Source organism: Streptomyces sp. NPDC053542, from assembly GCF_044544685.1.
GTDB lineage: Bacteria > Actinomycetota > Actinomycetes > Streptomycetales > Streptomycetaceae > Streptomyces.
The window spans coordinates 384,498-409,235 of record NZ_JBITXL010000006.1; the positions used below are offsets into that span (position 1 = coordinate 384,498).

General features: G+C 66.3%; 33 protein-coding genes. 1 reads left to right on the plus strand and 32 read right to left on the minus strand.

Annotated features, from left to right (window positions below):
• Positions 1-42: 42 nt before the first annotated feature.
• The 26 genes from infA to panD all read right to left on the minus strand — a co-directional run bounded on the left by infA (position 43) and on the right by panD (position 14,218).
• On the minus strand, positions 43-264 hold the full coding sequence (infA, locus tag ACIGXO_RS19530; protein ID WP_030262853.1) for a translation initiation factor IF-1: 222 nt from the start codon (positions 262-264) through the stop codon (positions 43-45).
• A 162-nt stretch (positions 265-426) separates the two neighbouring features.
• Positions 427-1,263, minus strand: a complete 837-nt coding sequence (map, locus tag ACIGXO_RS19535; RefSeq protein WP_399788017.1) for a type I methionyl aminopeptidase — start codon at positions 1,261-1,263, stop codon at positions 427-429.
• Positions 1,264-1,390: 127 nt separating this feature from the next.
• On the minus strand, positions 1,391-2,047 hold the full coding sequence (locus ACIGXO_RS19540) for an adenylate kinase (protein WP_399788021.1): 657 nt from the start codon (positions 2,045-2,047) through the stop codon (positions 1,391-1,393).
• The gene (gene secY / locus ACIGXO_RS19545) at positions 2,047-3,360 is read right to left on the minus strand and encodes a preprotein translocase subunit SecY (protein ID WP_030262844.1); all 1,314 of its coding nucleotides are present in this window, start codon (positions 3,358-3,360) and stop codon (positions 2,047-2,049) included. Before secY ends, ACIGXO_RS19540 begins: the two co-directional genes overlap by 1 nt.
• 283 nt (positions 3,361-3,643) lie before the next feature.
• A complete protein-coding gene (gene rplO / locus ACIGXO_RS19550) occupies positions 3,644-4,099 on the minus strand; it encodes a 50S ribosomal protein L15 (RefSeq protein WP_351590560.1) in 456 nt (151 codons plus the stop codon).
• A 1-nt stretch (position 4,100) separates the two neighbouring features.
• A complete protein-coding gene (gene rpmD, locus ACIGXO_RS19555) occupies positions 4,101-4,283 on the minus strand; it encodes a 50S ribosomal protein L30 (RefSeq protein ID WP_031050958.1) in 183 nt (60 codons plus the stop codon).
• A complete protein-coding gene (rpsE, locus tag ACIGXO_RS19560) occupies positions 4,280-4,885 on the minus strand; it encodes a 30S ribosomal protein S5 (RefSeq protein ID WP_030262835.1) in 606 nt (201 codons plus the stop codon). Before rpsE ends, rpmD begins: the two co-directional genes overlap by 4 nt.
• 46 nt (positions 4,886-4,931) lie before the next feature.
• A complete protein-coding gene (gene rplR, locus ACIGXO_RS19565; RefSeq protein WP_399788027.1) occupies positions 4,932-5,315 on the minus strand; it encodes a 50S ribosomal protein L18 in 384 nt (127 codons plus the stop codon).
• Positions 5,316-5,318: 3 nt separating this feature from the next.
• Complete coding sequence (gene rplF / locus ACIGXO_RS19570; RefSeq protein WP_031050954.1) at positions 5,319-5,858, minus strand: 50S ribosomal protein L6; 540 nt, start codon at positions 5,856-5,858, stop codon at positions 5,319-5,321.
• 22 nt (positions 5,859-5,880) lie between these two features.
• Entirely contained in the window at positions 5,881-6,279 is a 399-nt protein-coding gene (rpsH, locus tag ACIGXO_RS19575) for a 30S ribosomal protein S8 (RefSeq protein ID WP_030262826.1), read from the minus strand.
• Between the two features lie 239 nt (positions 6,280-6,518).
• Positions 6,519-6,704: a type Z 30S ribosomal protein S14 gene (locus ACIGXO_RS19580; protein ID WP_003956452.1), complete on the minus strand. Its 186-nt coding sequence runs from the start codon at positions 6,702-6,704 to the stop codon at positions 6,519-6,521.
• A 5-nt stretch (positions 6,705-6,709) separates the two neighbouring features.
• Positions 6,710-7,270, minus strand: a complete 561-nt coding sequence (rplE, locus tag ACIGXO_RS19585) for a 50S ribosomal protein L5 (RefSeq protein ID WP_030262823.1) — start codon at positions 7,268-7,270, stop codon at positions 6,710-6,712.
• Positions 7,270-7,593 carry a 50S ribosomal protein L24 gene (rplX, locus tag ACIGXO_RS19590; RefSeq protein WP_014054173.1) on the minus strand — a complete coding sequence of 108 codons (324 nt, stop codon included), beginning with the start codon at positions 7,591-7,593 and terminating at the stop codon, positions 7,270-7,272. The genes rplE and rplX overlap by 1 nt, the downstream gene beginning before the upstream one ends.
• Before the next feature lie 3 nt (positions 7,594-7,596).
• Positions 7,597-7,965: a 50S ribosomal protein L14 gene (gene rplN, locus ACIGXO_RS19595; RefSeq protein WP_003974257.1), complete on the minus strand. Its 369-nt coding sequence runs from the start codon at positions 7,963-7,965 to the stop codon at positions 7,597-7,599.
• Between the two features lie 127 nt (positions 7,966-8,092).
• Positions 8,093-8,374 (minus strand): 30S ribosomal protein S17, encoded by a 282-nt coding sequence (rpsQ, locus tag ACIGXO_RS19600; RefSeq protein ID WP_030262818.1) that lies wholly within the window; start codon positions 8,372-8,374, stop codon positions 8,093-8,095.
• Entirely contained in the window at positions 8,374-8,598 is a 225-nt protein-coding gene (gene rpmC / locus ACIGXO_RS19605) for a 50S ribosomal protein L29 (RefSeq protein WP_004950453.1), read from the minus strand. Before rpmC ends, rpsQ begins: the two co-directional genes overlap by 1 nt.
• On the minus strand, positions 8,598-9,017 hold the full coding sequence (gene rplP, locus ACIGXO_RS19610; protein WP_004571829.1) for a 50S ribosomal protein L16: 420 nt from the start codon (positions 9,015-9,017) through the stop codon (positions 8,598-8,600). The genes rpmC and rplP overlap by 1 nt, the downstream gene beginning before the upstream one ends.
• A gap of 5 nt (positions 9,018-9,022) precedes the next feature.
• The gene (gene rpsC, locus ACIGXO_RS19615) at positions 9,023-9,844 is read right to left on the minus strand and encodes a 30S ribosomal protein S3 (protein WP_030262814.1); all 822 of its coding nucleotides are present in this window, start codon (positions 9,842-9,844) and stop codon (positions 9,023-9,025) included.
• Entirely contained in the window at positions 9,844-10,191 is a 348-nt protein-coding gene (rplV, locus tag ACIGXO_RS19620) for a 50S ribosomal protein L22 (RefSeq protein ID WP_037772835.1), read from the minus strand. Before rplV ends, rpsC begins: the two co-directional genes overlap by 1 nt.
• Positions 10,192-10,235: 44 nt before the next feature.
• Positions 10,236-10,517 carry a 30S ribosomal protein S19 gene (gene rpsS, locus ACIGXO_RS19625; RefSeq protein WP_030262810.1) on the minus strand — a complete coding sequence of 94 codons (282 nt, stop codon included), beginning with the start codon at positions 10,515-10,517 and terminating at the stop codon, positions 10,236-10,238.
• Positions 10,518-10,529: 12 nt separating this feature from the next.
• Positions 10,530-11,366, minus strand: coding sequence for a 50S ribosomal protein L2 (rplB, locus tag ACIGXO_RS19630; RefSeq protein WP_030262808.1), 837 nt, complete (start codon positions 11,364-11,366; stop codon positions 10,530-10,532).
• 40 nt (positions 11,367-11,406) lie between these two features.
• Positions 11,407-11,730, minus strand: coding sequence for a 50S ribosomal protein L23 (rplW, locus tag ACIGXO_RS19635; RefSeq protein ID WP_030262807.1), 324 nt, complete (start codon positions 11,728-11,730; stop codon positions 11,407-11,409).
• Positions 11,730-12,380, minus strand: coding sequence for a 50S ribosomal protein L4 (rplD, locus tag ACIGXO_RS19640; RefSeq protein WP_399788036.1), 651 nt, complete (start codon positions 12,378-12,380; stop codon positions 11,730-11,732). Before rplD ends, rplW begins: the two co-directional genes overlap by 1 nt.
• A gap of 8 nt (positions 12,381-12,388) precedes the next feature.
• Positions 12,389-13,033 carry a 50S ribosomal protein L3 gene (rplC, locus tag ACIGXO_RS19645; RefSeq protein ID WP_223735305.1) on the minus strand — a complete coding sequence of 215 codons (645 nt, stop codon included), beginning with the start codon at positions 13,031-13,033 and terminating at the stop codon, positions 12,389-12,391.
• A gap of 16 nt (positions 13,034-13,049) precedes the next feature.
• Positions 13,050-13,358 carry a 30S ribosomal protein S10 gene (rpsJ, locus tag ACIGXO_RS19650; protein WP_014054162.1) on the minus strand — a complete coding sequence of 103 codons (309 nt, stop codon included), beginning with the start codon at positions 13,356-13,358 and terminating at the stop codon, positions 13,050-13,052.
• A 434-nt stretch (positions 13,359-13,792) separates the two neighbouring features.
• Positions 13,793-14,218, minus strand: a complete 426-nt coding sequence (gene panD / locus ACIGXO_RS19655; protein WP_399788041.1) for an aspartate 1-decarboxylase — start codon at positions 14,216-14,218, stop codon at positions 13,793-13,795.
• Positions 14,219-14,425: 207 nt separating this feature from the next.
• Here panD and ACIGXO_RS19660 point away from each other — a divergent pair, with 207 nt between their 5' ends.
• Positions 14,426-15,274, plus strand: coding sequence for a hypothetical protein (locus tag ACIGXO_RS19660; protein ID WP_399788044.1), 849 nt, complete (start codon positions 14,426-14,428; stop codon positions 15,272-15,274).
• Positions 15,275-15,377: 103 nt separating this feature from the next.
• On the opposite strand, the gene tuf is transcribed toward ACIGXO_RS19660, so the two are convergent.
• The 6 genes from tuf to ACIGXO_RS19690 all read right to left on the minus strand — a co-directional run bounded on the left by tuf (position 15,378) and on the right by ACIGXO_RS19690 (position 24,717).
• Positions 15,378-16,571, minus strand: coding sequence for an elongation factor Tu (tuf, locus tag ACIGXO_RS19665; protein ID WP_052864773.1), 1,194 nt, complete (start codon positions 16,569-16,571; stop codon positions 15,378-15,380).
• A gap of 164 nt (positions 16,572-16,735) precedes the next feature.
• Positions 16,736-18,856: an elongation factor G gene (gene fusA / locus ACIGXO_RS19670; protein ID WP_399788049.1), complete on the minus strand. Its 2,121-nt coding sequence runs from the start codon at positions 18,854-18,856 to the stop codon at positions 16,736-16,738.
• A gap of 39 nt (positions 18,857-18,895) precedes the next feature.
• Positions 18,896-19,366 carry a 30S ribosomal protein S7 gene (gene rpsG, locus ACIGXO_RS19675; RefSeq protein ID WP_030262788.1) on the minus strand — a complete coding sequence of 157 codons (471 nt, stop codon included), beginning with the start codon at positions 19,364-19,366 and terminating at the stop codon, positions 18,896-18,898.
• Positions 19,367-19,368: 2 nt separating this feature from the next.
• Complete coding sequence (gene rpsL, locus ACIGXO_RS19680; RefSeq protein WP_003948652.1) at positions 19,369-19,740, minus strand: 30S ribosomal protein S12; 372 nt, start codon at positions 19,738-19,740, stop codon at positions 19,369-19,371.
• Between the two features lie 397 nt (positions 19,741-20,137).
• The gene (locus tag ACIGXO_RS19685) at positions 20,138-20,611 is read right to left on the minus strand and encodes a DUF1707 and DUF4190 domain-containing protein (protein WP_399788504.1); all 474 of its coding nucleotides are present in this window, start codon (positions 20,609-20,611) and stop codon (positions 20,138-20,140) included.
• A gap of 206 nt (positions 20,612-20,817) precedes the next feature.
• A complete protein-coding gene (locus ACIGXO_RS19690; protein ID WP_399788507.1) occupies positions 20,818-24,717 on the minus strand; it encodes a DNA-directed RNA polymerase subunit beta' in 3,900 nt (1,299 codons plus the stop codon).
• Positions 24,718-24,738 lie beyond the last annotated feature (21 nt).

Consider the following 24,738-nt stretch of genomic DNA (forward strand, 5'->3'; position numbering starts at 1 on the left):
GGGTCAGTGCCGTACGCCCCACGGGAGGGGCAGCGGCAAGATCTACTTGTAGCGGTAGACGATCCGTCCACGCGTCAGGTCGTACGGAGAGAGCTCCACCACGACCCGGTCATCCGGGAGGATACGGATGTAGTGCATCCGCATCTTGCCACTGATGTGCGCGAGGACCTGGTGACCGTTCTGAAGCTCCACCTTGAACATCGCGTTCGGGAGGGACTCGATCACGGTGCCCTCGATCTCGATGGCACCTTGCTTCTTGGCCACGCTTCGCCCTTCGAATCGGCTACCTTGATCAGCTCTCGTATAATTCACCCGACTCCCACGTCCGGGGACGCAGGCATACGGATGCACGAGATCCGACGCGTCAGTCTACGTCAGTGCACACGAAAAGACGAATCCACGATTATTGCCCAGCCGCGTAGATCGTTACGCCAGGGGATCGGGAGCAGTCTCGATACCGTATTCGGCGAGCTTGGCCTTGCCGCCGTCCGGGGCGGTCAGGACCAGGGGGCCCTGCTCGGTCAGCGCGACCGAGTGCTCCCAGTGCGAGGACCAGCCGCCGTCGTTGGACTTCACGGTCCAGTCGTCCTCGAGGACGTGGGTCTTGGCCGTGCCGAGGTTGACCATCGGCTCGATGGCGATGCAGAAGCCGGGGACCAGCTTCGGGCCGCGGCCGCGCTTGCGGTCGACGTAGTTCAGCAGGTGCGGGTCCATGTGCATCTGCGATCCGATGCCGTGGCCGCCGTAGTCCTCGACGATGCCGTACTTGCCGGAGGCGGGGCGCGGCTGGCGCTTGATGTAGCCCTCGATCGCCTTGGAGATGTCGACCAGGCGGTTGCCCTTGCGGACCGCGGCGATGCCGGCCCACATCGACTCCTCGGTCACCCGGCTGAGCTCGATCAGCTCCGCGGAGTGACCGGAGCCCACGAAGGCCGTGTACGCGGCGTCACCGTGCCAGCCGTCCACGATCGCGCCGCAGTCGATGGAGATGATGTCGCCGTCCTGCAGGACGGTGTCCGCGGAGGGGATGCCGTGCACGACCACGTCGTTCACCGACGTGCAGATCGTCGCGGGGAAGCCGCCGTACCCGAGGAAGTTCGACTTGGCGCCGTGCTCGGCCAGCACCTTGCGCGCGGCGTCGTCCAGGTCCTTCGTGGTGGCACCGGGCACCGCCGCCTCGCGCGTCGCGGCGTGAATCGCGGCGACGACCAGCCCCGCTTCGCGCATCTTCGCGATCTGCTCCGGGGTCTTGATCTCCACCATGAGGATGACACGGCCTTCCTGAACCGACGACGTTCGTATGTATGGCGGCCCGCAGGCCGCCATATACACGATACGGCCGTGGTGCCCCCGCAGGGGACCACGGCCGTACCGGAGAGTGCGTGAGCCGCTACGCGGCCTGGCGGTCCAGCGCCGCCATCGCCCGCGCGGTGACGTCCTGGACCTTGCCCATCGCCGAGATGGTGGTCACCAGGCCCTGCGCACGGTAGTAGTCGATGATCGGCTCGGTCTGCGTGTGGTAGACCTCGAGCCGGTTGCGGACGGTGTCCTCACGGTCGTCGTCGCGCTGGTACAGCTCGCCACCGCAGACGTCGCAGACGCCCTCCTGCTTCGGCGGGTTGTAGGCCACGTGGAAGACATGGCCCGAGTCCTTGCGGCAGATGCGGCGGCCGGCGATGCGCTTGACCACCTCGTCCTCGGGGACCTCCAGGTCCAGGACCGCGTCCAGCTGCACGCTGTCGTCCTTGAGGGCCTCGTCCAGCGCCTCCGCCTGCGAGACGTTCCGCGGGAAGCCGTCCAGCAGGAAGCCGTTCGCGGCGTCGGCCTGGTTCATCCGGTCGCGTGCCATCCCGATGGTGACCTCGTCCGGCACCAGGTTTCCCGCGTCCATGTAGGACTTCGCCTTGAGACCGAGGGGCGTGCCCTGGCTGATGTTGGCGCGGAACAGGTCACCCGTGGAGATGTGCGGGATAGCGAGGTTCTCGGCGAGGTACGCAGCCTGCGTACCCTTGCCTGCCCCAGGAGGACCGACGAGGACGATTCGCATCAGCGGAGGAACCCTTCGTAGTTACGCTGCTGAAGCTGGCTCTCGATCTGCTTAACGGTCTCCAGACCCACACCCACGATGATCAGGATGCTCGTCCCGCCGAACGGGAAATTCTGGTCCGCGTTGAACAGCACCAGCGCCACCGTCGGCACCAGCGCGATGAGACCCAGATACAGCGAGCCCGGCCACGTGATCCGGTTGAGCACGTAGCTGAGGTACTCGGCCGTCGGGCGACCAGCCCGGATACCCGGGATGAAGCCACCATACTTCTTCATGTTGTCGGCAACTTCTTCGGGGTTGAAGGAGATGGCGACGTAGAAGAAGGCGAAGAACACGATCAGCAGGAAGTACGTAACGATGTAAACCGGCCCATCTCCGCGCTGGAAGTGTGTCTGAAGCCACGTGGCCCAGCCTGCCTTCGAGCCGCTGAACTGCGCGATGAGCGCAGGGATGTAGAGCAGCGACGACGCGAAAATGACAGGAATCACACCTGCCTGATTCACCTTGAGCGGGATATAGGTGGACGTTCCGCCGTACGAACGACGCCCGATCATCCGCTTGGCGTACTGCACGGGGATACGGCGCTGGGCCTGCTCGACGAAGACCACCAGCGCGATCATCACGAGTCCGATGGCGATCACGGAGCCGAATTCGATCCAGCCGTCGGCGAGCTTGCCGGAGACCTTGATCTGCCACAGCGCGGCCGGGAAGCCGGAGGCGATCGAGATGAACATCAGGATCGACATTCCGTTGCCGATGCCGCGGTCCGTGATGAGCTCACCCAGCCACATGACGACGCCGGTGCCGGCGGTCATGCAGATGACCATCGTGATGGTCGTGAAGATGGCCGGGTCGGGAATGATTTCGTTGCGCAGGGTGCAGGTGCTGAACAGCGAGCCACTGCGGGCCGTGGCCACCAGGCCGGTGCCCTGCAGGATCGCGAGCGCCACGGTGAGGTACCGGGTGTACTGCGTGATCTTCGCCTGCCCGGACTGCCCCTCCTTCTTCAGGGCTTCCAGCCGTGGGATCACCACGGTGAGCAGCTGAAGGATGATGCTCGCCGTGATGTACGGCATGATCCCGAGCGCGAAGAGTGTGATCTTGAGCAGCGCACCGCCGCTGAACATGTTCACCAGGCCGAAAAGCCCACTACCGGAGCCGGCCTGCTTCATGCAGGTTTCGACGTTGGAGTAGTTCACTCCTGGAACCGGTACGTGCGCCCCGAGCCGATAGACCAGCACGATGCCCAGCGTGAACAGCAGCTTCTTGCGCAGGTCGGGCGTCTTGAACGCTCGGGCGAACGCGGTGAGCACGGTGCCTCCTGCGCCCCCCGCCTCGTGGGCGAGAGGTGACGGTCTTGAGGATCTACGAATACTGAGCGGCCGAAAACCGCGCGGCCCCCGGCCACGCGGCGTATTCTCCGCGGTCCGTCACATCAGTCCCCCGATGCGACAGCCCCCGGCGAAAGTACAGCAATAGTGCACGCCACCTTACCGGCGACCATGCCCCCCTTGGAACGACCAACCGGGGATGCCCCAATTCGTGGGCATCCCCGGTCAGTTGATTCACTCGCGTCGGAGCGGCGTCAGAGAGGTGTCAGAGCAGCTCGGTGACGCTGCCGCCGGCAGCGGCGATCTTCTCCTTGGCGGAGCCGGAAACGGCGTCAACCGTCACCGTCAGCGCCACGGAGATCTCGCCCTGGCCCAGGACCTTGACGAGCTCGTTGTTGCGCACCGCGCCCTTGGCGACCAGGTCGGCCACCGTGACCTCGCCACCCTGCGGGTAGAGCGCGGCCAGCTTCTCCAGGTTCACGACCTGGAACTGCTTGTGAGCGGGGTTCTTGAAGCCCTTCAGCTTCGGGAGACGCATGTGGAGGGGCATCTGGCCACCCTCGAAGCGCTCCGGAACCTGGTAACGGGCCTTCGTGCCCTTGGTACCACGACCAGCGGTCTTACCCTTGGACGCCTCACCACGACCCACACGGGTCTTGGCGGTCTTGGCGCCCGGGGCAGGACGGAGGTTGTGGACCTTCAGCGGGTTGTTCTCCGCCATGTCAGTCGACCTCCTCGACCGTCACCAGGTGACGCACGGTGTGCACCATGCCGACAACCTCGGGACGGGCCTCCCGGACGACGCTGTCGTTCAGGCGCTTGAGGCCGAGCGAACGGAGCGTGTCACGGTGGTTCTGCTTGCTACCGATGTAGGACTTCGTCTGGGTGATCTTGATGCGCATCACGCGTTCACCCCGGCACGCGCCCGCAGCAGAGCGGCGGGAGCAACGTCCTCCAGCGGCAGGCCACGACGGGCCGCGATCTCCTCGGGGCGCTGAAGGCCCTGAAGCGCGGTCACCGTGGCGTGCACGATGTTGATCGGGTTCGACGAACCGAGCGACTTGCTCAGCACGTCGTGGATGCCGGCGCACTCGAGCACGGCGCGCACCGGGCCACCGGCGATCACACCGGTACCGGGGGAAGCAGGCTTGAGCAGGACGACGCCCGCGGCCTTCTCACCCTGGATGGGGTGCGGGATGGTGCCGGCGATACGGGGGACCTTGAAGAAGTGCTTCTTGGCCTCCTCAACGCCCTTGGCGATGGCGGCCGGCACCTCCTTGGCCTTGCCGTAACCGACACCCACGGTGCCGTCACCGTCGCCCACCACGACCAGCGCGGTGAAGCTGAAGCGACGACCACCCTTCACAACCTTGGCGACACGGTTGATGGCGACAACACGCTCGACGTAGGCGGTCTTCTCGGCAGCTGCGCCGCCGTCCCGCCGGTCCTTACGGTCCCGCCGCTCGCCGCCACCGGCGCCGCCACCGCGGCGCTGGGGTCCAGCCATTGGAATTACCTCTCTCTGCTTTGTCCGCTAGCTACGGAACCGGGGCTCAGAACTTCAGCCCGGCTTCGCGGGCGGCGTCGGCCAGAGCGGCAATCCGCCCGGCGTACTGCTTGCCACCACGGTCGAACACGACGGCCTCGACACCGGCGGCCTTGGCACGCTCGGCGACCAGGGCGCCGACCTGCTTGGCCTGCGCGCTCTTGTCGCCCTCGCCACCGCGGATCGACGCGTCCAGGGTCGACGCAGAGGCCAGCGTGTGGCCCTTGATGTCGTCGATGACCTGGGCGGTGATGCCACGGTTGGAACGCGTCACGACGAGACGCGGGCGCTCCTGGGTACCCGAAATCCGCTTACGGATGCGGATGTGGCGACGCTTAGCGGCGGCGCGCTTGTAGGCGTCGCCCTTCGCGATCTTCACACCGTATGCCATGGCTTACTTACCAGCCTTTCCGACCTTGCGGCGGATGACCTCGCCGGCGTACTTGACGCCCTTGGCCTTGTACGGGTCGGGCTTACGCAGCTTGCGGATGTTCGCGGCGACCTCGCCGACCTTCTGCTTGTCGATGCCCTCGACGCTGAGCTTGGTCGGGGACTCGACCTTGAACGAGATGCCCTCGGGGGCCTCGATCAGGATCGGGTGGCTGTAGCCCAGCGAGAACTCCAGGTTGGAGCCCTTCGCCTGGACGCGGTAACCCACACCGCTGATCTCGAGCGCCTTGCTGTAGCCCTGGGTCACGCCGGTGATCATGTTCGCCACCAGCGTGCGGGACAGGCCGTGTAGGGCCTTGTTCTGACGCTCGTCGTTCGGGCGGGTGACGGCGATGGCGCCGTCCTCACCCTTGGCGACCTCGATGGGCGCGGCGACCGTGTGCTGAAGGGAACCCTTGGGGCCCTTCACGGAGACCGTCCGGCCATCGATGGTGACGTCCACACCAGCGGGAACCTGGATGGGCAGCTTGCCAATACGCGACATTAGCTATTCCTCCGTTCCCTGGTTACCAGACGTAGGCGAGAACTTCTCCGCCTACACCCTTCTTGCTGGCCTGCTGACCGGTCAGGAGACCGTGGGACGTGGAGATGATCGCCACGCCCAGGCCGCCGAGGACCTTCGGCAGGTTGGTGGACTTTGCGTAGACCCGCAGGCCCGGCTTCGAAATCCGCTTGATGCCGGCGATCGAGCGCTCGCGGTTCGGACCGAACTTCAGCTCGAGAACGAGGTTCTTGCCGACCTCGGCGTCCTCGACCTTCCAGCCGGTGATGTAACCCTCCTGCTGGAGGATTTCCGCGATGTGCGACTTGATCTTGCTGTGCGGCATCGACACGGTGTCGTGGTATGCCGAGTTCGCGTTACGCAGACGGGTCAGCATGTCTGCGATGGGGTCAGTCATGGTCATGAATTGGCCTTCGGCCTCTCTCGCCGGGGTTTCCTATATGCGCCATCCCTCTCCCCACTCACGGGCGGGACGGGTGCGGCACGGGGACCTACGGCGTAGTAAGCGACTTTGAGCGGACACGAGGTCCGCGGTCGGTCTCGGGCGGCGGGCGCCCAACCCTTCCACTCTAGGTGATAGGGGTGGGACACCACGCCATCCGAATGCTTACCGAGAGCCTCCGGTAAATCCCAAGTGGGGACTTACCAGGAGCTCTTGGTCACGCCCGGCAGCTCGCCACGGTGAGCCATCTCACGAAGGCACACGCGGCACAGGCCGAACTTGCGGTAGACGGAGTGCGGACGACCGCAGCGCTGGCAGCGGGTGTACGCGCGCACGCCGAACTTGGGCTTGCGGGCAGCCTTCGCGATGAGAGCCTTCTTCGCCATCTCGCTCACGCCTCCTTGAACGGGAAGCCGAGGTGACGGAGGAGGGCACGGCCCTCGTCGTCGTTGGTCGCCGTGGTGACCACGGTGATGTCCATACCCCGGGTACGGTCGATCTTGTCCTGGTCGATCTCGTGGAACATGACCTGCTCCGTGAGACCGAAGGTGTAGTTGCCCCGGCCGTCGAACTGCTTCGGCGACAGACCACGGAAGTCGCGGATGCGCGGCAGCGCGAGCGACAGCAGGCGGTCCAGGAACTCCCACATGCGGTCACCGCGGAGGGTGACGTGGGCACCGATCGGCTGGCCCTCACGCAGCTTGAACTGCGCGATGGACTTGCGGGCCTTGGTCACGGCCGGCTTCTGGCCGGTGATCGTGGTGAGGTCGCGGATGGCGCCCTCGATCAGCTTGGAGTCGCGGGCGGCGTCGCCCACACCCATGTTGACCACGATCTTGGTCAGGCCGGGGATCTGCATGACGTTCTCGTACGAGAACTCGTCCTTCAGCTTCCCGGCGATCTCTTCGCGGTAGCGCTGCTTGAGGCGCGGTGCGTTGGTGGTGGCAGTCATCAGATGTCCTCACCGGTCCGCTTGGCAACGCGGATCTTGTTGCCCTCGTCGTCGAAGCGGTACCCGACGCGGGTGACGACCTTGTTGCCGTCCTTCTCCACCACGAGCTGAACGTTGCTCACGTGGATCGGGGCCTCGGTCGTCACGATGCCGCCGGTCTTCGAACCACGAGCGGTCTGGCCGGCCTTGGTGTGCTTCTTGACCCGGTTGACACCCTCGACCAGGACACGGTCCTCGCGGGGGAAGGCCGCGATGACCTTGCCCTGCTTGCCCTTGTCCTTACCGGTGATGACCTGGACCAGGTCGCCCTTCTTGATCTTCATCGGTTACAGCACCTCCGGCGCGAGCGAGATGATCTTCATGAACTTCTTCTCGCGCAGCTCACGGCCCACGGGGCCGAAGATACGGGTGCCGCGGGGGTCGCCATCGTTCTTGAGGATGACGGCCGCGTTCTCGTCGAAGCGGATGTACGAACCGTCGGGACGGCGGCGCTCCTTCACGGTGCGCACGATGACCGCCTTGACGACGTCACCCTTCTTCACGTTGCCACCGGGGATCGCATCCTTCACGGTGGCGACGATGACGTCACCGATGCCCGCGTAGCGTCGGCCCGAGCCACCGAGAACACGGATGGTGAGAATTTCCTTCGCACCCGTGTTGTCGGCGACGCGCAGCCGAGACTCCTGCTGGATCACGTCTATCTCCTGATCGTCTGCCGGTTCCCGGCAGGGGTTTCACGTGAAACCCCTGCCGAGCCTGGCGGAACTTTTCCGAGGGAATCCCCCTCGGGGGGATGTGCTTGCCGCAATTCCCTAACGGGAATTACTTGGCCTTCTCGAGGATCTCGACGACGCGCCAGCGCTTCGTCGCGGAGGTCGGCCGGGTCTCCATGAGGAGGACACGGTCGCCCACGCCCGCGGCGTTCTGCTCGTCGTGCGCCTTGAGCTTGTTCGTACGACGGATGACCTTGCCGTACAGCGCGTGCTTGACGCGGTCCTCGACGGCGACGACGACGGTCTTGTCCATCTTGTCGCTGACGACCAGACCCTCACGGGTCTTGCGGAAGCCGCGCTCGTTCTTCTCAGTCACATTCGTCTCGCTCATCAGGCGCTCTCCACCGTCTCGATGCCGAGCTCGCGCTCCCGCATCAGGGTGTAGATCCGGGCGATGTCCTTGCGGACGGCCTTCAGCCGGCCGTGGTTTTCGAGCTGTCCGGTCGCCGCCTGGAAGCGGAGGTTGAACAGCTCCTCCTTGGCCTCACGAAGCTTGGCAACGAGGTCCTCGTTGTTCAGCTCGCGCAGCTCGGTCGCCTTGGTACCGGCCGCCATCACGACTCACCTGCCTCGCGCCGCACGATGCGGCACTTCATCGGAAGCTTGTGGGCGGCGCGGGTCAGCGCCTCCTTCGCAACCTTTTCGTTCGGGAAGGACAGCTCGAACATCACCCGACCGGGCTTGACGTTCGCGACCCACCACTCCGGAGAACCCTTACCGGAACCCATGCGGGTCTCGGCCGGCTTCTTCGTCAGCGGGCGGTCCGGGTAAATGTTGATCCAGACCTTGCCGCCACGCTTGATGTGACGGGTCATGGCGATACGAGCGGACTCGATCTGCCGGTTCGTCACGTAAGCCGGGGTGACGGCCTGGATGCCGTACTCACCGAAGGCCAGCTCGGTGCCACCCTTGGCCATGCCGTTGCGCTTCGGGTGGTGCTGCTTGCGGTGCTTGACCCTGCGAGGGATCAGCATGTCGGTCAGGCCTCCTGTCCGGTGCTCTCAGCCGGAGCAGCGGCAGCGGCCTCGGCCTTGGGGGCCTCGGCAGCGGCGTTCTGCTGCTGCGGCTTGCGGCCGCGGCCGCCACGCTCGCCACCACGGCGCGGGCGGTCGTTGCCACCGCGGGCCGGGCGGTTACCCGCACGGGCAGCGGCGTTCTCGGCGCGAACCTCGGCGATGTTCTTGACGTCGCCCTTGTAGATCCAGACCTTCACGCCGATGCGGCCGAAGGTCGTGCGGGCCTCGAAGAAGCCGTAGTCGACGTTCGCACGGAGCGTGTGCAGGGGCACGCGGCCCTCGCGGTAGAACTCCGAGCGGGACATCTCGGCGCCGCCGAGACGACCGCCGCACTGGATCTTGATGCCCTTGGCGCCGGCCTTCATCGTCGACTGCATGCTCTTACGCATGGCGCGACGGAAGGAGACGCGCGAGGACAGCTGCTCCGCGACGGCCTGCGCGACCAGCTGGGCATCCGTCTCGGGGTTCTTGACCTCGAGGATGTTCAGCTGGACCTGCTTGCCGGTGAGCTTCTCCAGCTCACCGCGGATGCGGTCGGCCTCGGCGCCGCGGCGGCCGATGACGATGCCCGGACGGGCGGTGTGGATGTCAACGCGGACGCGCTCACGGGTGCGCTCGATCTCCACCTTGGAGATACCGGCGCGCTCCATGCCCTTCGTCATCATGCGACGAATGGCGACGTCTTCCTTGACGTAGTCCTTGTACAGCTTGTCGGCGTACCAGCGCGACTTGAAGTCGGTGGTGATGCCGAGCCGGAACCCGTGCGGGTTTACCTTCTGGCCCATTACCGGGTTCCTTCCTTGCTGCTGACGACCACGGTGATGTGGCTGGTCCGCTTGCGGATCCGGTAGGCACGGCCCTGAGCGCGCGGACGGAACCGCTTCAGGGTCGGGCCCTCGTCGACGTACGCCTCGCTGATGAACAGCTGAGAGGCGTCCGTGTGGTCGTAGTTGTGCGCGGCGTTGGCAATGGCGCTGTCCAGCACCTTGCCCACCGGCACGCTCGCGGCCTGCGGGGCGAAACGCAGGACCGCCTGAGCCTCCGTGGCATCCATGCCACGGACAAGGTCCACCACGCGGCGGGCCTTCATGGGCGTGACACGCACGTAGCGCGCCTGGGCCCTGGCTTCCATGGTTGTCCCTTCGGTGTCAGTCATAGTCTTCGCTCTTCCGCTGATCAGCGACGACGCGACTTGCGGTCGTCCTTCTCGTGGCCTCGGAAGGTGCGGGTCGGCGCAAACTCGCCGAGCTTGTGGCCGACCATCGACTCGGTGACGAACACCGGGACGTGGGTCTTGCCGTTGTGCACCGCCAGCGTGTGGCCGAGCATGGCCGGCACGATCATGGAGCGACGGGACCAGGTCTTGATGACGTTCTTGGTGCCGGCTTCGTTCTGGACATCCACCTTCTTGATCAGGTGGTCGTCGACGAAGGGCCCCTTCTTGAGACTGCGCGGCATCTAAACCCGCTCCTAGCGCTTCTTGTTCGTCTTGCGGCGGCGGACGATGTACTTGTTCGAAGCCTTCTTAGGCGAACGCGTACGACCCTCCTTCTGACCCCACGGCGAGACCGGGTGGCGACCACCGGAGGTCTTGCCCTCACCACCACCGTGCGGGTGGTCGACGGGGTTCATCACGACACCACGCACGGTCGGGCGGACGCCCTTCCAGCGCATGCGGCCGGCCTTGCCCCAGTTGATGTTCGACTGCTCGGCGTTGCCGACCTCGCCGACAGTGGCGCGGCAGCGGACGTCGACCAGGCGGATCTCACCCGACGGCATACGAAGGTGGGCCATGGTGCCCTCCTTCGCCAGCAGCTGCACGGAGGCACCCGCGGAACGGGCGAACTTCGCGCCGCCGCCGGGCCGCAGCTCGATGGCGTGGATGGTCGTACCGACCGGGATGTTGCGCAGCGCCAGGTTGTTGCCGGGCTTGATGTCGGCACCGGGGCCGTTCTCAATCCGGTCACCCTGCGACAGGCCGCGGGGGGCGATGATGTAGCGCTTCTCGCCGTCCGCGTAGTGCAGGAGCGCGATGCGCGCGGTGCGGTTCGGGTCGTACTCGATGTGCGCGACCTTGGCCGGCACGCCGTCCTTGTCGTGACGACGGAAGTCGATCACGCGGTAGGCGCGCTTGTGGCCACCGCCCTGGTGGCGAACGGTCACACGACCGGCGTTGTTACGGCCGCCCTTGCTGTGCAGCGGGCGAACCAGCGACTTCTCCGGCGTGGACCGCGTGATCTCGACAAAGTCGGCGACGCTGGAGCCACGACGGCCCGGGGTCGTCGGCTTGTACTTGCGGATACCCATTTCTCAGTCCTCGTCCGATTCCGGACGATCCAGACCGCCGTTAGGCGGTCGGACCGCCGAAGATGTCGATGCGGTCGCCCTCGGCGAGGGTCACGATGGCGCGCTTGGTGTCAGCGCGCTTGCCGAAACCGGTGCGGGTGCGCTTGCGCTTGCCCTGCCGGTTGATCGTGTTCACCCCGGTGACCTTGACCGAGAAGACCGCCTCGACGGCCTGCTTGATCTGGGTCTTGTTGGCACGCGGGTCGACGATGAACGTGTACTTGTTCTCGTCCAGCAGCGCGTAGCTCTTCTCGGACACGACGGGCTTCTTCAGCACGTCACGGTGGTCCGTGAAGGTCTTGCTGGTGACGACGGCCTCACTCATCAGGCGTCGCTCCCTTCGGTCTCAACGGCCTTGGGGCCAGACACGAAGGACTCGAAAGCGGTCTGGGTGAAGACCACGTCGTCCGAGACGAGCACGTCGTACGTGTTCAGCTGGCCCGGCTCCAGGATGTGAACCTGGGGCAGGTTGCGGGCGGACAGCCACGCGGCCTCGTCGCTGCGCTCGGCGACCAGGAGCACGTTCTTGCGCTCGCTGATCTTGCCGAGAAGAGCCTTGGCGGCCTTCGTGGAGATCGCGCCCTCGACCACGCCGGAAACGACGTGGACACGGGAGTTGCGGGCCCGGTCGGTGAGGGCACCGCGCAGGGCGGCGGCCTTCATCTTCTTCGGGGTCCGCTGCGAGTAGTCACGCGGCACGGGGCCGTGGACGACGCCACCGCCGGCGAACTGCGGCGCACGGGTCGAACCCTGACGCGCGCGGCCGGTGCCCTTCTGGCGGTACGGCTTCTTGCCACCGCCGCGGACCTCGCCACGGGTCTTGGTCTTGTGCGTGCCCTGACGGGCAGCGGCCAGCTGTGCGACGACGACCTGGTGGATCAGCGGAACGCTGACCTTCGCGTCGAAGATCTCCGCGGGGAGCTCGACGGTCCCGGCCTTGTCGCCTGCCGGCGAAAGGATGTCAATGGTGCTCATCGGTTACCTCAGGCCCCCTTGGCCGCGGTACGGACCAGGACGAGGCCGCCGTTCGGACCGGGGACGGCGCCCTTGATGAGCAGCAGTCCCTTCTCCGCGTCAACGGCGTGGACGGTCAGGTTCTGGGTGGTGACCCGCTCGTTGCCCATACGGCCGGACATGCGCATGCCCTTGAAGACACGGCCCGGGGTGGCGCAGCCACCGATGGAGCCCGGCTTACGGTGCACGCGGTGCGCACCGTGGGAAGCCTTGCCGCCGTGGAAGCCGTGACGCTTCATGACACCGGCGGTGCCCTTGCCCTTGGTCTTGCCGGTCACGTCCACCTTGATGCCGGAGTCGAAGACCTCGGCATTGATCTCCTGGCCGAGGGTGTACTCGCCGGCGTCGGCGGTACGGACCTCGACGAGGTGACGACGGGGGGTGACGTCGGCCTTGGCGAAGTGGCCCTTGAGGGGCTTGTTCACCTTGCGCGGGTCGATCTCGCCGAAGGCGATCTGGACGGAGTCGTAACCGTCCTGGTCTGCGGTGCGCACCTGGGTAACGACACAGGGGCCGGCCTTGACCACGGTGACCGGAACAACGCGGTTGTTCTCGTCCCACACCTGGGTCATGCCGAGCTTCTCGCCCAGGAGGCCCTTGATCTGCTTAGCCATTCTCAGATCACCCGCCTCAGAGCTTGATCTCGATGTCGACACCGGCCGGCAGGTCGAGTCGCATCAGGGAGTCAACGGTCTTCGGCGTCGGGTCGAGAATGTCGATCAGGCGCTTGTGCGTCCGCATCTCGAAGTGCTCGCGCGCGTCCTTGTACTTGTGCGGCGACTTGATGACGCAGTACACGTTCTTTTCAGTGGGCAGCGGCACCGGGCCCGCGACCGACGCACCAGTGCGGGTCACCGTCTCGACGATCTTCTTCGCCGAGCTGTCGATGACCTCGTGGTCGTAGGCCTTGAGCCGGATGCGGATCTTCTGTCCCGCCATGGCTACTGTGTAGTCCTTTGTCTCGTAACGCTCTGGGACCCGGTGTGCTTGTGCCTTTCCGAGACACGGCCCACATCCGTCACGCTCTCGCTCTTCGCCGACCCACGCGGTCGGGCGTGTCGCATCCCTTCCCGCATATCTCCGCAGGGGAGATCCTTCGAGAAGGAGAACGTGGGGTCATGGACACCCACCGGGCGCCTGGCTGAGGCACCCCGCTGACGCTTCCCGGAAGATTCCCGTACTTCCGCCCCTGATAAGAGACGACGAATACCTAGGACTCGCTTCCAGTCCTCCCGGCGGGAGGCGCGCAGCATCGGCACTCAACCGAGCAACTTGGCTAGTGTGCCATATGGGGCACACAGCTGGCCAACCGAAGGGGAGAGAGTACCCCACGCCACACCGTGCGAATCCCCGGGTCCGCCGACAGCTGATCTTCAGCCGGCCGGAACGACCGCCTGCGGACTCCGCTCCTGCGCGCTCCCCGGCACCGGAGCCGAGGCGTCACTCCCCAGCTCCACGATCCGGTTCGCCGCGTCCACATGCACCACGCTCGGCTTCATCACCCGCGCCTCGGCATCGTCCACCTGCGCGTAACTGATGAGAATCACCAGGTCACCGGGGTGCACAAGATGCGCGGCCGCCCCGTTGATCCCGATGACCCCGGATCCCTGCTCCCCCTCGATGACGTACGTCTCCAGCCGGGCCCCATTGCTGATGTCGACAATGTGGACCAGCTCGCCCGGCAGCAGATCGGCGGCGTCCATCAACTCGGCATCAACCGTCACCGATCCCACGTAATGCAGATCGGCCTGCGTCACGGTGGCCCGGTGGATCTTGGACTTGAACATGGTGCGCAGCATGCCGTCACTCCCGCGAAGACAAGGTCGCGCCCTCCGACGAGGTGCGCGCCGACGCGGCCATGCTAAGCGCCGCCGCCACCGCGGCAAAGGGTGATGAGGGTCTCCCTCCCCTCTGGCATGATCCCCGCCGTGGGGCGGGAAAAGGGCACATTCAGGGGGACATTCCTCGCGTGGCATCTTCTGGGCGTTGCCGCCGTCGGGGCGTCCGTGGCGATGCTTCTCGGGTTCACGGTGCTGATGGCCGCCTGGGACAGCGGTGTCGGCGTGCTGGGCGCCGCCGCGCTGGCCGTGGAGGCGTTACTGGGCACGGCCGCGCTCGCCGTCGTGGGCCGCCGCGGCCGACGCCTGGTCCCCTGGGCGAGCGGCTCCCTGCGGGGCCACCTGCTCTGGTCCACGGCCGTCTTCCTCCTCGGCACGGCCGGCGCGGCGGCGTTCGGGTACCTGCTCATGACGCCGTACGGCATGGCGGGCACCACGACGTGGCAGCTGCTGCTCCTCACCGGCCCGCCCTACGCCATCGCCGCCGCCCTCCTCGTACCCCGCCTCACCCTCCGCATCGGGGCACTGGCCGCCGCGGCGGTCGTGGGGCTCGCCGCCGCCCTGCTGGCGTACGCCGACACCGCCGCCACCGAAGCGGCGATCGCGCACCCCACTCCTCCCCCGCCGCTCCCCCTCACCCGCCTCACCCTGGTCGGCGACCGCCCACCGGGGTACGACGGCCCCTCCCTGGTACTCAGCAACCGGACCGCCTTCGTCACCCGCTACGCCGAGCCCACGGGCGAGGCGATCGTCCTGCGCATCAACCACGCCCCCAAGGACGGCAGCCGTCCCTACGACGCCGCCTGCGACCCGTCCCTGAGCCCGTCCGTCACCTGCGCGGACGACGGCGGCGGCCGCACCCTGGTCACCGACCGCAAGGCCCGCACCCGCGAGCTGTACGTCCGCCACGGAGCCGTGGACGCCGTCGCCTCGCTGGACACCGGCGCGTCCCTTCCGGCCGCCCGCCGCCTCCTGACGACGTTGCGCCCCCCGACAGCCCGTGAACGCGCGGCGTAAAGCAAGCAGGGCCCGTACGACCGAAGTCGTACGGGCCCTGCTCATGAGCCGAGGCTCGGTGCTCCTGGGAGCGCCGGGTCTCCCCGACCGTCAGTAAGAGGTCTTACTTGACGATCTTGGTGACCTGGCCGGCGCCGACGGTCCGGCCACCCTCACGGATGGCGAACTTCAGGCCCTCCTCCATGGCGACCGGCTGGATCAGCTGGACGGACATGGAGGTGTTGTCGCCCGGCATGACCATCTCGGTGCCCTCGGGGAGGGTCACGACGCCGGTCACGTCCGTGGTACGGAAGTAGAACTGCGGGCGGTAGTTGTTGAAGAACGGGGTGTGACGGCCACCCTCGTCCTTCGACAGGATGTACGCCTGGGCCTCGAACTCGGTGTGCGGGGTGACCGAACCGGGCTTGATGATGACCTGGCCGCGCTCGACGTCCTCGCGCTTGATACCGCGAAGCAGCAGACCGACGTTCTCACCGGCCTGGCCCTCGTCCAGCAGCTTCCGGAACATCTCGATGCCGGTGACCGTGGTGGAGGTCTTCTCGGTCTTGATGCCGATGATGTCGACGTTCTCGTTGACCTTCAGCACACCGCGCTCGATACGGCCGGTGACGACCGTACCGCGACCGGTGATGGTGAAGACGTCCTCGATCGGCATCAGGAACGGCTTGTCGGTGTCGCGCTCCGGGGCCGGGATGGCCTCGTCGACGGCCTTCATCAGGTCCAGGACCGACTTGCCCCACTCGGCGTCGCCCTCGAGCGCCTTCAGCGCCGAGACCTTGACGACCGGGACGTCGTCGCCCGGGAACTCGTACTCGGAGAGGAGCTCACGGACCTCGAGCTCGACGAGCTCCAGGATCTCCTCGTCGTCCACCATGTCGGCCTTGTTCAGGGCGACAACGATGTAGGGAACGCCGACCTGGCGGGCCAGGAGCACGTGCTCCTTGGTCTGCGGCATCGGGCCGTCGGTGGCGGCGACCACGAGGATGGCGCCGTCCATCTGCGCCGCACCCGTGATCATGTTCTTGATGTAGTCCGCGTGACCGGGGCAGTCAACGTGGGCGTAGTGACGGTTCTCCGTCTGGTACTCGACGTGCGCGATGGAGATGGTGATACCACGCTGGCGCTCTTCCGGCGCCTTGTCGATCATGTCGAAGGCCGAGGCCTCGTTCAGGTCCGGGAACGCGTCATGCAGCACCTTGGTGATCGCCGCGGTAAGGGTCGTCTTACCGTGGTCGATGTGACCGATGGTGCCGATGTTGACGTGCGGCTTAGTCCGCTCGAACTTCGCCTTCGCCACTGGGGTCCTCCTGTGGAGTGGTTCTGTACGCCTTACTCATCGGCGCCAGGTGATCTTTGCTGGGGTGCCGGCCGGCGGGGCGTTCCACGCGATAAACGCGGTTTGCCCCACCGGTCGGTGTCAAGCCTAAAGCGTGTCGGGGTCCGACTCTGACGAGACGGGTCTTACTCGCCCTTGGCCTTCGCGATGATCTCCTCGGCGACGTTCCGCGGAACCTCGGCGTAGGAGTCGAACTGCATCGAGTAGCTCGCGCGACCCGACGTCTTGCTGCGGAGGTCTCCGACGTAGCCGAACATCTCCGAGAGCGGAACCAGGCCCGTGACGAGCTTGGCACCGTGGCGGTCCTCCATGGACTGGATCTGTCCACGGCGGGAGTTGATGTCGCCGATCACGTCGCCCATGTAGTCCTCGGGCGTGGTGACCTCGACCTTCATCATCGGCTCGAGCAGGGCCGGGGAAGCCTTGCGCGCGGCCTCCTTGAAGGCCATCGAACCGGCGATCTTGAACGCCATCTCGGAGGAGTCGACCTCGTGGAAGGCACCGTCGTGGAGCGTGACGCGCACACCGGTCAGCGGGTAGCCGGCGAGAACACCGAACTCCATGGCCTCCTGGCAGCCGGCGTCCACGGACGGGATGTACTCCCGCGGGATGCGGCCACCCGTGACCTTGTTCTCGAACTCGTAGCCATCGCCCTCGAGAGGCTCGACCGAGATCTGCACCTTCGCGAACTGGCCGGAACCACCAGTCTGCTTCTTGTGCGTGTAGTCGATCTTCTCGACGGTCTTGCGCAGCGTCTCGCGGTACGCGACCTGCGGCTTACCGACGTTGGCCTCGACCCGGAACTCACGCTTCATACGGTCGACCAGCACGTCGAGGTGCAGCTCGCCCATACCCGCGATGATGGTCTGGCCGGTCTCCTCGTCGGTGTGGACCTGGAAGCTCGGGTCCTCCTCGGCGAGGCGCTGGATGGCGACACCCAGCTTCTCCTGGTCGCCCTTGGACTTGGGCTCAATGGCGACCTGGATGACCGGGGCCGGGAACTCCATCGACTCCAGGATCACCTGGTTGGCGGAGTCACAGAGGGTCTCACCGGTGGTGGTCTGCTTCAGACCCATGACGGCGACGATGTCACCGGCACCCACCGACTCGATCTCCTCACGCTTGTTCGCGTGCATCCGGTAGATCTTGCCGATGCGCTCCTTCTTGCCCTTGACGGAGTTCAGCACCTGCGTGCCGGACTCCAGGCGACCCGAGTAGACCCGGATGAAGGTGAGCTTGCCCAGGTGCGGGTCGCTCGCGATCTTGAAGGCAAGAGCGGCGAGCGGCTCGTCCTCGGACGGCTTGCGCTTGATGATCTGCTCGGCGTCGTTGACGGCGTGGCCCTCGATGGCCTCGACGTCCAGCGGCGACGGGAGGTAGCGCACGACCGCGTCCAGCAGCGGCTGGACACCCTTGTTCTTGAAGGCGGTACCGCAGAAGACGGGCGTGACGGTGCTGTTCTCCGCCTTGCCCGAGTTGATGGTGATGCGGCGGATCGCCGCGTACAGCTGCTCCACGGTGGGCTCCTGGCCCTCCAGGTACAGCTCCATCAGCTCTTCGTCGTTCTCGGCGACCGTCTCGAGGAGCTTGCCGCGCCATTCCTCGGCAGCCTCGATGTGGGTGTCCGGGATGTCGACGGTGTCGTACATCTCGCCCTTGGCGGCCTCGGCCGACCAGACCAGGGCCTTCATGCTGACGAGGTCGACGACGCCCTTGAAGTCCGCCTCGGTGCCGATCGGCAGCTGCATGACGATCGGGGTCGCGCCGAGGCGGTCCACGATCATGTCGACGCAGCGGTGGAACTCGGCGCCGGTGCGGTCGAGCTTGTTGACGAAGCAGATACGCGGCACGCCGTAGCGGTCCGCCTGACGCCACACCGTCTCGGACTGGGGCTCAACGCCGGCAACGCCGTCGAACACCGTCACGGCACCGTCGAGCACGCGCAGGGAGCGCTCCACCTCAACGGTGAAGTCGACGTGCCCCGGGGTGTCGATGATGTTGATGGTGTGGTCGACGTTTTCCAGCGGCCAGTGACAGGTGGTGGCAGCAGAGGTGATCGTGATGCCACGCTCCTGCTCCTGCTCCATCCAGTCCATCGTGGCGGCGCCGTCGTGGACCTCACCGATCTTGTACGAAACACCGGTGTAGAACAGGATCCGCTCGGTGGTCGTCGTCTTGCCCGCGTCGATGTGGGCCATGATCCCGATATTGCGGACCTTGGCCAGGTCAAGTGAAGTGGTAGCCATAAGGCTTTCGTCTTCTCTCGGTCTCGATGTGGGTAGCGACTACCAGCGGTAGTGCGCGAAGGCCTTGTTGGACTCGGCCATCTTGTGCGTGTCCTCGCGCTTCTTGACCGAAGCGCCGAGGCCGTTGGAGGCGTCCAGCAGCTCGTTCATGAGGCGCTCGGTCATGGTCTTCTCGCGGCGGGCGCGCGAGTAACCCACGAGCCAGCGCAGCGCCAGGGTCGACGCGCGACCCGGCTTGACCTCGACCGGAACCTGGTAGGTCGCGCCACCGACACGGCGGGACTTGACCTCGAGGGTCGGCTTGATGTTCTCCAGCGCGCGCTTCAGCGTGATGACCGGGTCGTTGCCGGTCTTCTCACGCAGGCCCTCCATGGCGCCGTAAACGATGCGCTCGGCGGTGGAGCGCTTTCCGTTCAGCAGCACCTTGTTGATGAGGGAGGTCACCAGAGGAGAGTTGTAGACCGGGTCGATGATGACCGGGCGCTTCGGGGCGGGGCCCTTACGAGGCATTCTTACTTCTCCTTCTTGGCGCCGTAGCGGCTGCGAGCCTGCTTGCGGTTCTTGACGCCCTGCGTGTCGAGGGAGCCGCGGATGATCTTGTACCGAACACCCGGCAGGTCCTTCACACGACCGCCACGCACGAGCACGATCGAGTGCTCCTGGAGGTTGTGGCCCTCACCCGGAATGTAAGCGGTGACCTCGATGCCGCTGGTCAGACGCACACGCGCGACCTTACGCAGGGCCGAGTTCGGCTTCTTCGGGGTGGTGGTGAAAACACGCGTGCAGACGCCGCGGCGCTGAGGAGAACCCTCAAGTGCGGGCGTCTTGTTCTTCTCGACCTTGTCCTGCCGGCCCTTGCGGACCAGCTGCTGGATCGTAGGCACCGTTTCTCCGGTTTCTGTGTGCCAGTCTCGGTAAAGCTAACCTGGAACTTCGCCGACCCACGAGGTCGGGTGTGTCGAATACCGCAGAACCCTCGCTGGAACGAGGAGCAGCGGATTACGGTGTCGAGACCCGGCTTCGTGCGCACCGGCACCGCCCGCCCTAAGGCTGAGGGAGATGCGCGCACGGCAGGCCAGGGACACCCCAGGCACAAGGTCAGAGCGTACCTACCGCATGGGCTGCGGTCAAAACAAATGCACACGCGTAGGACACGCCGGACTCCTTCGGCGCTGCCGCCACCGTAGTGGGCTGATCGCGCGGACGGAAGAAGGTCTCCGGCCCCGTTCCGGCCGCGCCCCACGGCATGCCCCACCGACCGCGGTGACCGCCGCCCCGCTGTCAGGTCTTCGGCAGCAGTGCCAGCAGCGTCACCAGCATGACCAGGCACCAGCCCCCGATGGCCAGCCAGCCCAGCACCACGCCGGTCAGCGCCATGCCGTCGCCCCGCTCGCCGCTCCGGCGGATCTCCGTCCGCGCCTTGTGCCCCAGGATCACCGCCGGGATCGCGCTCACTCCCCAGGTCAGCGGGGTGAGCAGGCCGCAGATCATGGAGCCGGTCGCGGACGGGTTGGTCCGCGGCTGAGGCATCGGCAGGAACGTCGGCGGGACCATCGGCTGCGGCAGCATCACCGGCGGCTGCGGTACCGGCCCCTGCGGCAGGTCCCCCACCAGTAACTGCAGGTCGGCGTAGGTCAGCGCCTGATAGGCGCGCGCCACCCGCTCCTCGTACTCGCTCTGGGAGAGCCGCCCCTCGGCGAACCCCGCCTTCAGTACATCGACCGCCCGCTCCCGGTCCGCGTGCGCGGCGCGCATGGCGGGCATGGCGGGCATCTGCTGAGGCGGACGGGCCGGCCGGCCCCCTTGCCACGGTTCGAACGCCACCTGTGAGACCTCCCCCCGGCCGGAGCGCTGATGGCCCCATCATCCCCCACACACCGCAGGGCGGTCATCCAACATGGGGATGACCGCCCTGCGTTTCGCGTTTCGCCCTGACGGGGCCGGCCGCCGCCGGCTACCGCTTACTGGTTGTACGGACCGTAGTCGTAGTCCTCCAGCGGAACGGCCTGGCCGGAGCCGGTGCCGAACGGCGAGTAGTCGATGTCGTCGTAGCCGACGGCCGAGTACATCGCGGCCTTGGCCTCCTCGGTCGGCTCGACCCGGATGTTGCGGTAGCGGGACAGGCCCGTACCGGCCGGGATGAGCTTACCGATGATGACGTTCTCCTTGAGGCCGATCAGGGAGTCCGACTTGGCGTTGATCGCCGCGTCGGTCAGGACCCTGGTCGTCTCCTGGAAGGACGCCGCCGACAGCCACGACTCGGTGGCCAGCGAAGCCTTGGTGATACCCATCAGCTGCGGACGGCCGGAGGCCGGGTGGCCACCCTCCGCCACGACACGACGGTTCTCGCCCTCGAACTTCGAGCGCTCCACGAGCTCGCCCGGCAGCAGCTCCGCGTCGCCGGACTCGATGATCGTCACGCGGCGCAGCATCTGCCGGATGATGATCTCGATGTGCTTGTCGTGGATCGCCACGCCCTGGCTGTTGTAGACCTTCTGGACCTCGCCGACCAGGTGGACCTGGACCGCACGCTGGCCGAGGATGCGCAGCACGTCGTGCGGGTTGATCGCACCGACGGTCAGCGGCTGGCCGACCGTGACGTGGTCGCCCTCGCTCACCAGCAGACGGGCACGCTTGGAGACGCCGTAGGACGTCTCGTCGCTGCCGTCGTCCGGCGTGACGATGACCTTCTTGGTCTTCTCGGTCTCCTCGATCCGCACGCGGCCGGCGGCCTCGGAGATCGGGGCGACACCCTTGGGCGTACGGGCCTCGAAGAGCTCGACGACTCGCGGCAGACCCAGGGTGATGTCGTCACCCGCCACACCACCGGTGTGGAAGGTACGCATCGTCAGCTGGGTACCGGGCTCACCGATGGACTGGGCCGCGATGATGCCGACGGCCTCACCGATGTCGACCAGCTTGCCGGTGGCCAGCGAACGGCCGTAGCAGAAGGCACAGGTGCCGACCGCGGACTCACAGGTCAGGACCGAGCGGGTCTTGACCTCCTCGACGCCGTGCGCGACCAGCTGGTCGATGAGCACGTCACCGAGGTCCACGTTCGCCGAGGCGATGACCTTGCCGTCGACGACGACGTCCTCGGCGAGCATCCGGGCGTACACGCTGGACTCGACGTCGTCCGCCTTGCGCAGCACGCCGTCGGCGCCCTTGCTGGCGATCCGCAGCTTCAGACCGCGCTCGGTGCCGCAGTCCTCCTCGCGGATGATGACGTCCTGCGAGACGTCCACGAGACGACGGGTCAGGTAACCCGAGTCGGCGGTACGGAGGGCGGTGTCCGCGAGACCCTTACGGGCACCGTGGGTGGAGATGAAGTACTCCAGCACGGAGAGACCCTCACGGAACGACGCCTTAATGGGTCGCGGGATGGTCTCGTTCTTCGCGTTCGACACCAGACCACGCATACCGGCGATCTGCCGCATCTGCATCATGTTTCCTCGGGCACCCGAGTCAACCATCATGAAGATGGGGTTCGTCTTGGGGAAGTTCTCGTTCATCGCCTCGGCGACCTCGTTGGTCGCCTTGGTCCAGATGTTGATCAGTTCCTGCGTGCGCTCGTCCTTGGTGATCAGACCGCGCTCGTACTGCTTCTGGACCTTCTCGTCCTGGGCCTCGTAGCCCGCGACGATCTCCTTCTTGGCCTCCGGCACGACGATGTCGGAGACGGCGACGGTGACGCCGGAGCGGGTGGCCCAGTGGAAGCCGGCCGCCTTCAGGTTGTCCAGCGTCTGCGCGACGATGACCTTCGGGTAGCGCTCGGCCAGGTCGTTGACGATCGCGGAGAGCTGCTTCTTGCCCACCGAGTAGTCGACGAACGGGTAGTCCTCGGGCAGCAGCTCGTTGAAGAGCGCGCGGCCCAGGGTGGTGCGCAGCCGGAAGCTGTCACCCTGCTGCCACTCGGGCTCGCCCTCCTCCGGAACCGGCGGGGTCCAGCCGCGGGGCGGCACCGTGCCGATCGGGAAGCGGATGTCGACCTTCGCCTGGAGCGAGAGCTCCTTGGCGTCGAACGCCATGATCGCCTCGGCGACCGAGCCGAACGCGCGGCCCTCACCGATGACCTTGCGCTCTTCCTCGTCGGTGGTGAGGAAGAACAGACCCAGCACCATGTCCTGGGTCGGCATGGTGACCGGACGGCCGTCGGCCGGCTTGAGGATGTTGTTCGAGGACAGCATCAGGATGCGGGCCTCGGCCTGCGCCTCAGCGGAGAGCGGCAGGTGGACGGCCATCTGGTCACCGTCGAAGTCCGCGTTGAACGCGGTGCAGACGAGCGGGTGAATCTGAATGGCCTTGCCCTCGACCAGCTGCGGCTCGAACGCCTGGATACCGAGGCGGTGCAGCGTGGGCGCACGGTTCAGCAGAACCGGGTGCTCGGCGATGACCTCTTCGAGGACGTCGTACACGACCGTGCGGCCGCGCTCGACCATCCGCTTCGCCGACTTGATGTTCTGCGCGTGGTTCAGGTCCACCAGGCGCTTCATCACGAACGGCTTGAAGAGCTCCAGCGCCATGGCCTTCGGCAGACCGCACTGGTGCAGCTTGAGCTGCGGGCCGACGACGATGACGGAACGCGCGGAGTAGTCCACACGCTTACCGAGCAGGTTCTGACGGAACCGGCCCTGCTTACCCTTCAGCATGTCGCTGAGGGACTTCAGCGGGCGGTTACCGGGACCGGTGACCGGGCGACCGCGGCGGCCGTTGTCGAACAGCGCGTCGACGGCCTCCTGCAGCATCCGCTTCTCGTTGTTCACGATGATCTCGGGGGCACCGAGGTCAAGGAGACGCTTGAGGCGGTTGTTGCGGTTGATCACACGGCGGTACAGGTCGTTCAGGTCGGAGGTCGCGAAGCGGCCACCGTCCAGCTGCACCATCGGACGCAGGTCCGGCGGGATGACCGGGATGCAGTCCAGCACCATGCCGTTGGGGCTGTTGCGGGTCTGCAGGAACGCGGAGACGACCTTGAGGCGCTTGAGCGCACGGGTCTTCTTCTGGCCCTTGCCGGTACGGATGATCTCGCGGAGCTTCTCGGCCTCTTCGTCGAGGTCGAAGGACTCCAGGCGCTTCTGCAGGGCAGCCGCGCCCATGCCGCCCATGAAGTACGTGCCGAAGCGGTCACGCAGCTCGCGGTAGAGCAGCTCGTCGCCCTCGAGGTCCTGGACCTTGAGGTTCTTGAAGCGGTTCCAGACCTCGTCCAGGCGGTCGATCTCGCGCTGCGCACGGTCGCGCAGCTGCTTCATCTCACGCTCGGCACCCTCGCGCACCTTGCGGCGCACGTCGGCCTTGGCACCCTCGGCCTCCAGCTCGGCCAGGTCGGTCTCGAGCTTCTTGGCGCGGGCCTCGAGGTCCGCGTCGCGGCGCTGCTCGATCTGCTGGCGCTCGACGGAGACGTGCGCCTCCAGCGAGGGCAGGTCGCGCGTACGGCGCTCCTCGTCCACCCACGTGATCATGTAGGCGGCGAAGTAAATGACCTTCTCGAGGTCCTTCGGGGCCAGGTCGAGCAGGTAGCCCAGCCGGCTCGGAACGCCCTTGAAGTACCAGATGTGCGTGACGGGCGCGGCCAGCTCGATGTGGCCCATCCGCTCACGGCGCACCTTGGCGCGAGTGACCTCGACGCCGCAGCGCTCGCAGATGATGCCCTTGAAGCGGACGCGCTTGTACTTACCGCAGTAGCACTCCCAGTCCCGAGTGGGGCCGAAGATCTTCTCGCAGAAGAGGCCGTCCTTCTCGGGCTTGAGGGTGCGGTAGTTGATGGTCTCCGGCTTCTTGACCTCGCCGTGGGACCACTGACGGATGTCGTCAGCGGTGGCAAGGCCGATCCGCAGCTCGTCGAAGAAGTTGACGTCGAGCACTGTCGTCAATCCCTCTTTCAG

Bases quoted from the DNA above. Each gene is read 5' to 3' on its own strand.
- ACIGXO_RS19685 (WP_399788504.1), bottom strand. From the start codon at position 20,611: ATGCGCGCCGCGCACGCGGACCGGGAGCGGGCGGTCGATGTACTGAAG.
- ACIGXO_RS19540 (WP_399788021.1), bottom strand. From the start codon at position 2,047: ATGCGAATCGTCCTCGTCGGTCCTCCTGGGGCAGGCAAGGGTACGCAG.
- rplE (WP_030262823.1), bottom strand. From the start codon at position 7,270: ATGACTGCCACCACCAACGCACCGCGCCTCAAGCAGCGCTACCGCGAA.
- rpsH (WP_030262826.1), bottom strand. From the start codon at position 6,279: ATGACCATGACTGACCCCATCGCAGACATGCTGACCCGTCTGCGTAAC.
- rpsJ (WP_014054162.1), bottom strand. From the start codon at position 13,358: ATGGCGGGACAGAAGATCCGCATCCGGCTCAAGGCCTACGACCACGAG.
- rplX (WP_014054173.1), bottom strand. From the start codon at position 7,593: ATGAAGATCAAGAAGGGCGACCTGGTCCAGGTCATCACCGGTAAGGAC.
- rpsE (WP_030262835.1), bottom strand. From the start codon at position 4,885: ATGGCTGGACCCCAGCGCCGCGGTGGCGGCGCCGGTGGCGGCGAGCGG.
- rplO (WP_351590560.1), bottom strand. From the start codon at position 4,099: ATGGCGGAGAACAACCCGCTGAAGGTCCACAACCTCCGTCCTGCCCCG.
- rplP (WP_004571829.1), bottom strand. From the start codon at position 9,017: ATGCTGATCCCTCGCAGGGTCAAGCACCGCAAGCAGCACCACCCGAAG.
- rpmC (WP_004950453.1), bottom strand. From the start codon at position 8,598: ATGGCGGCCGGTACCAAGGCGACCGAGCTGCGCGAGCTGAACAACGAG.
- fusA (WP_399788049.1), bottom strand. From the start codon at position 18,856: ATGGCTACCACTTCACTTGACCTGGCCAAGGTCCGCAATATCGGGATC.
- ACIGXO_RS19580 (WP_003956452.1), bottom strand. From the start codon at position 6,704: ATGGCGAAGAAGGCTCTCATCGCGAAGGCTGCCCGCAAGCCCAAGTTC.
- rpsS (WP_030262810.1), bottom strand. From the start codon at position 10,517: ATGCCGCGCAGTCTCAAGAAGGGGCCCTTCGTCGACGACCACCTGATC.
- map (WP_399788017.1), bottom strand. From the start codon at position 1,263: ATGGTGGAGATCAAGACCCCGGAGCAGATCGCGAAGATGCGCGAAGCG.
- rplD (WP_399788036.1), bottom strand. From the start codon at position 12,380: ATGAGCACCATTGACATCCTTTCGCCGGCAGGCGACAAGGCCGGGACC.
- panD (WP_399788041.1), bottom strand. From the start codon at position 14,218: ATGCTGCGCACCATGTTCAAGTCCAAGATCCACCGGGCCACCGTGACG.
- rplV (WP_037772835.1), bottom strand. From the start codon at position 10,191: ATGGAAGCCAGGGCCCAGGCGCGCTACGTGCGTGTCACGCCCATGAAG.
- rpsQ (WP_030262818.1), bottom strand. From the start codon at position 8,374: ATGAGCGAGACGAATGTGACTGAGAAGAACGAGCGCGGCTTCCGCAAG.
- rplF (WP_031050954.1), bottom strand. From the start codon at position 5,858: ATGTCGCGTATTGGCAAGCTGCCCATCCAGGTTCCCGCTGGTGTGGAC.
- rpsG (WP_030262788.1), bottom strand. From the start codon at position 19,366: ATGCCTCGTAAGGGCCCCGCCCCGAAGCGCCCGGTCATCATCGACCCG.
- rplR (WP_399788027.1), bottom strand. From the start codon at position 5,315: ATGGCATACGGTGTGAAGATCGCGAAGGGCGACGCCTACAAGCGCGCC.
- rplW (WP_030262807.1), bottom strand. From the start codon at position 11,730: ATGAGTGAGGCCGTCGTCACCAGCAAGACCTTCACGGACCACCGTGAC.
- rplB (WP_030262808.1), bottom strand. From the start codon at position 11,366: ATGGGTATCCGCAAGTACAAGCCGACGACCCCGGGCCGTCGTGGCTCC.
- rpsC (WP_030262814.1), bottom strand. From the start codon at position 9,844: ATGGGCCAGAAGGTAAACCCGCACGGGTTCCGGCTCGGCATCACCACC.
- rplC (WP_223735305.1), bottom strand. From the start codon at position 13,033: ATGGCTAAGCAGATCAAGGGCCTCCTGGGCGAGAAGCTCGGCATGACC.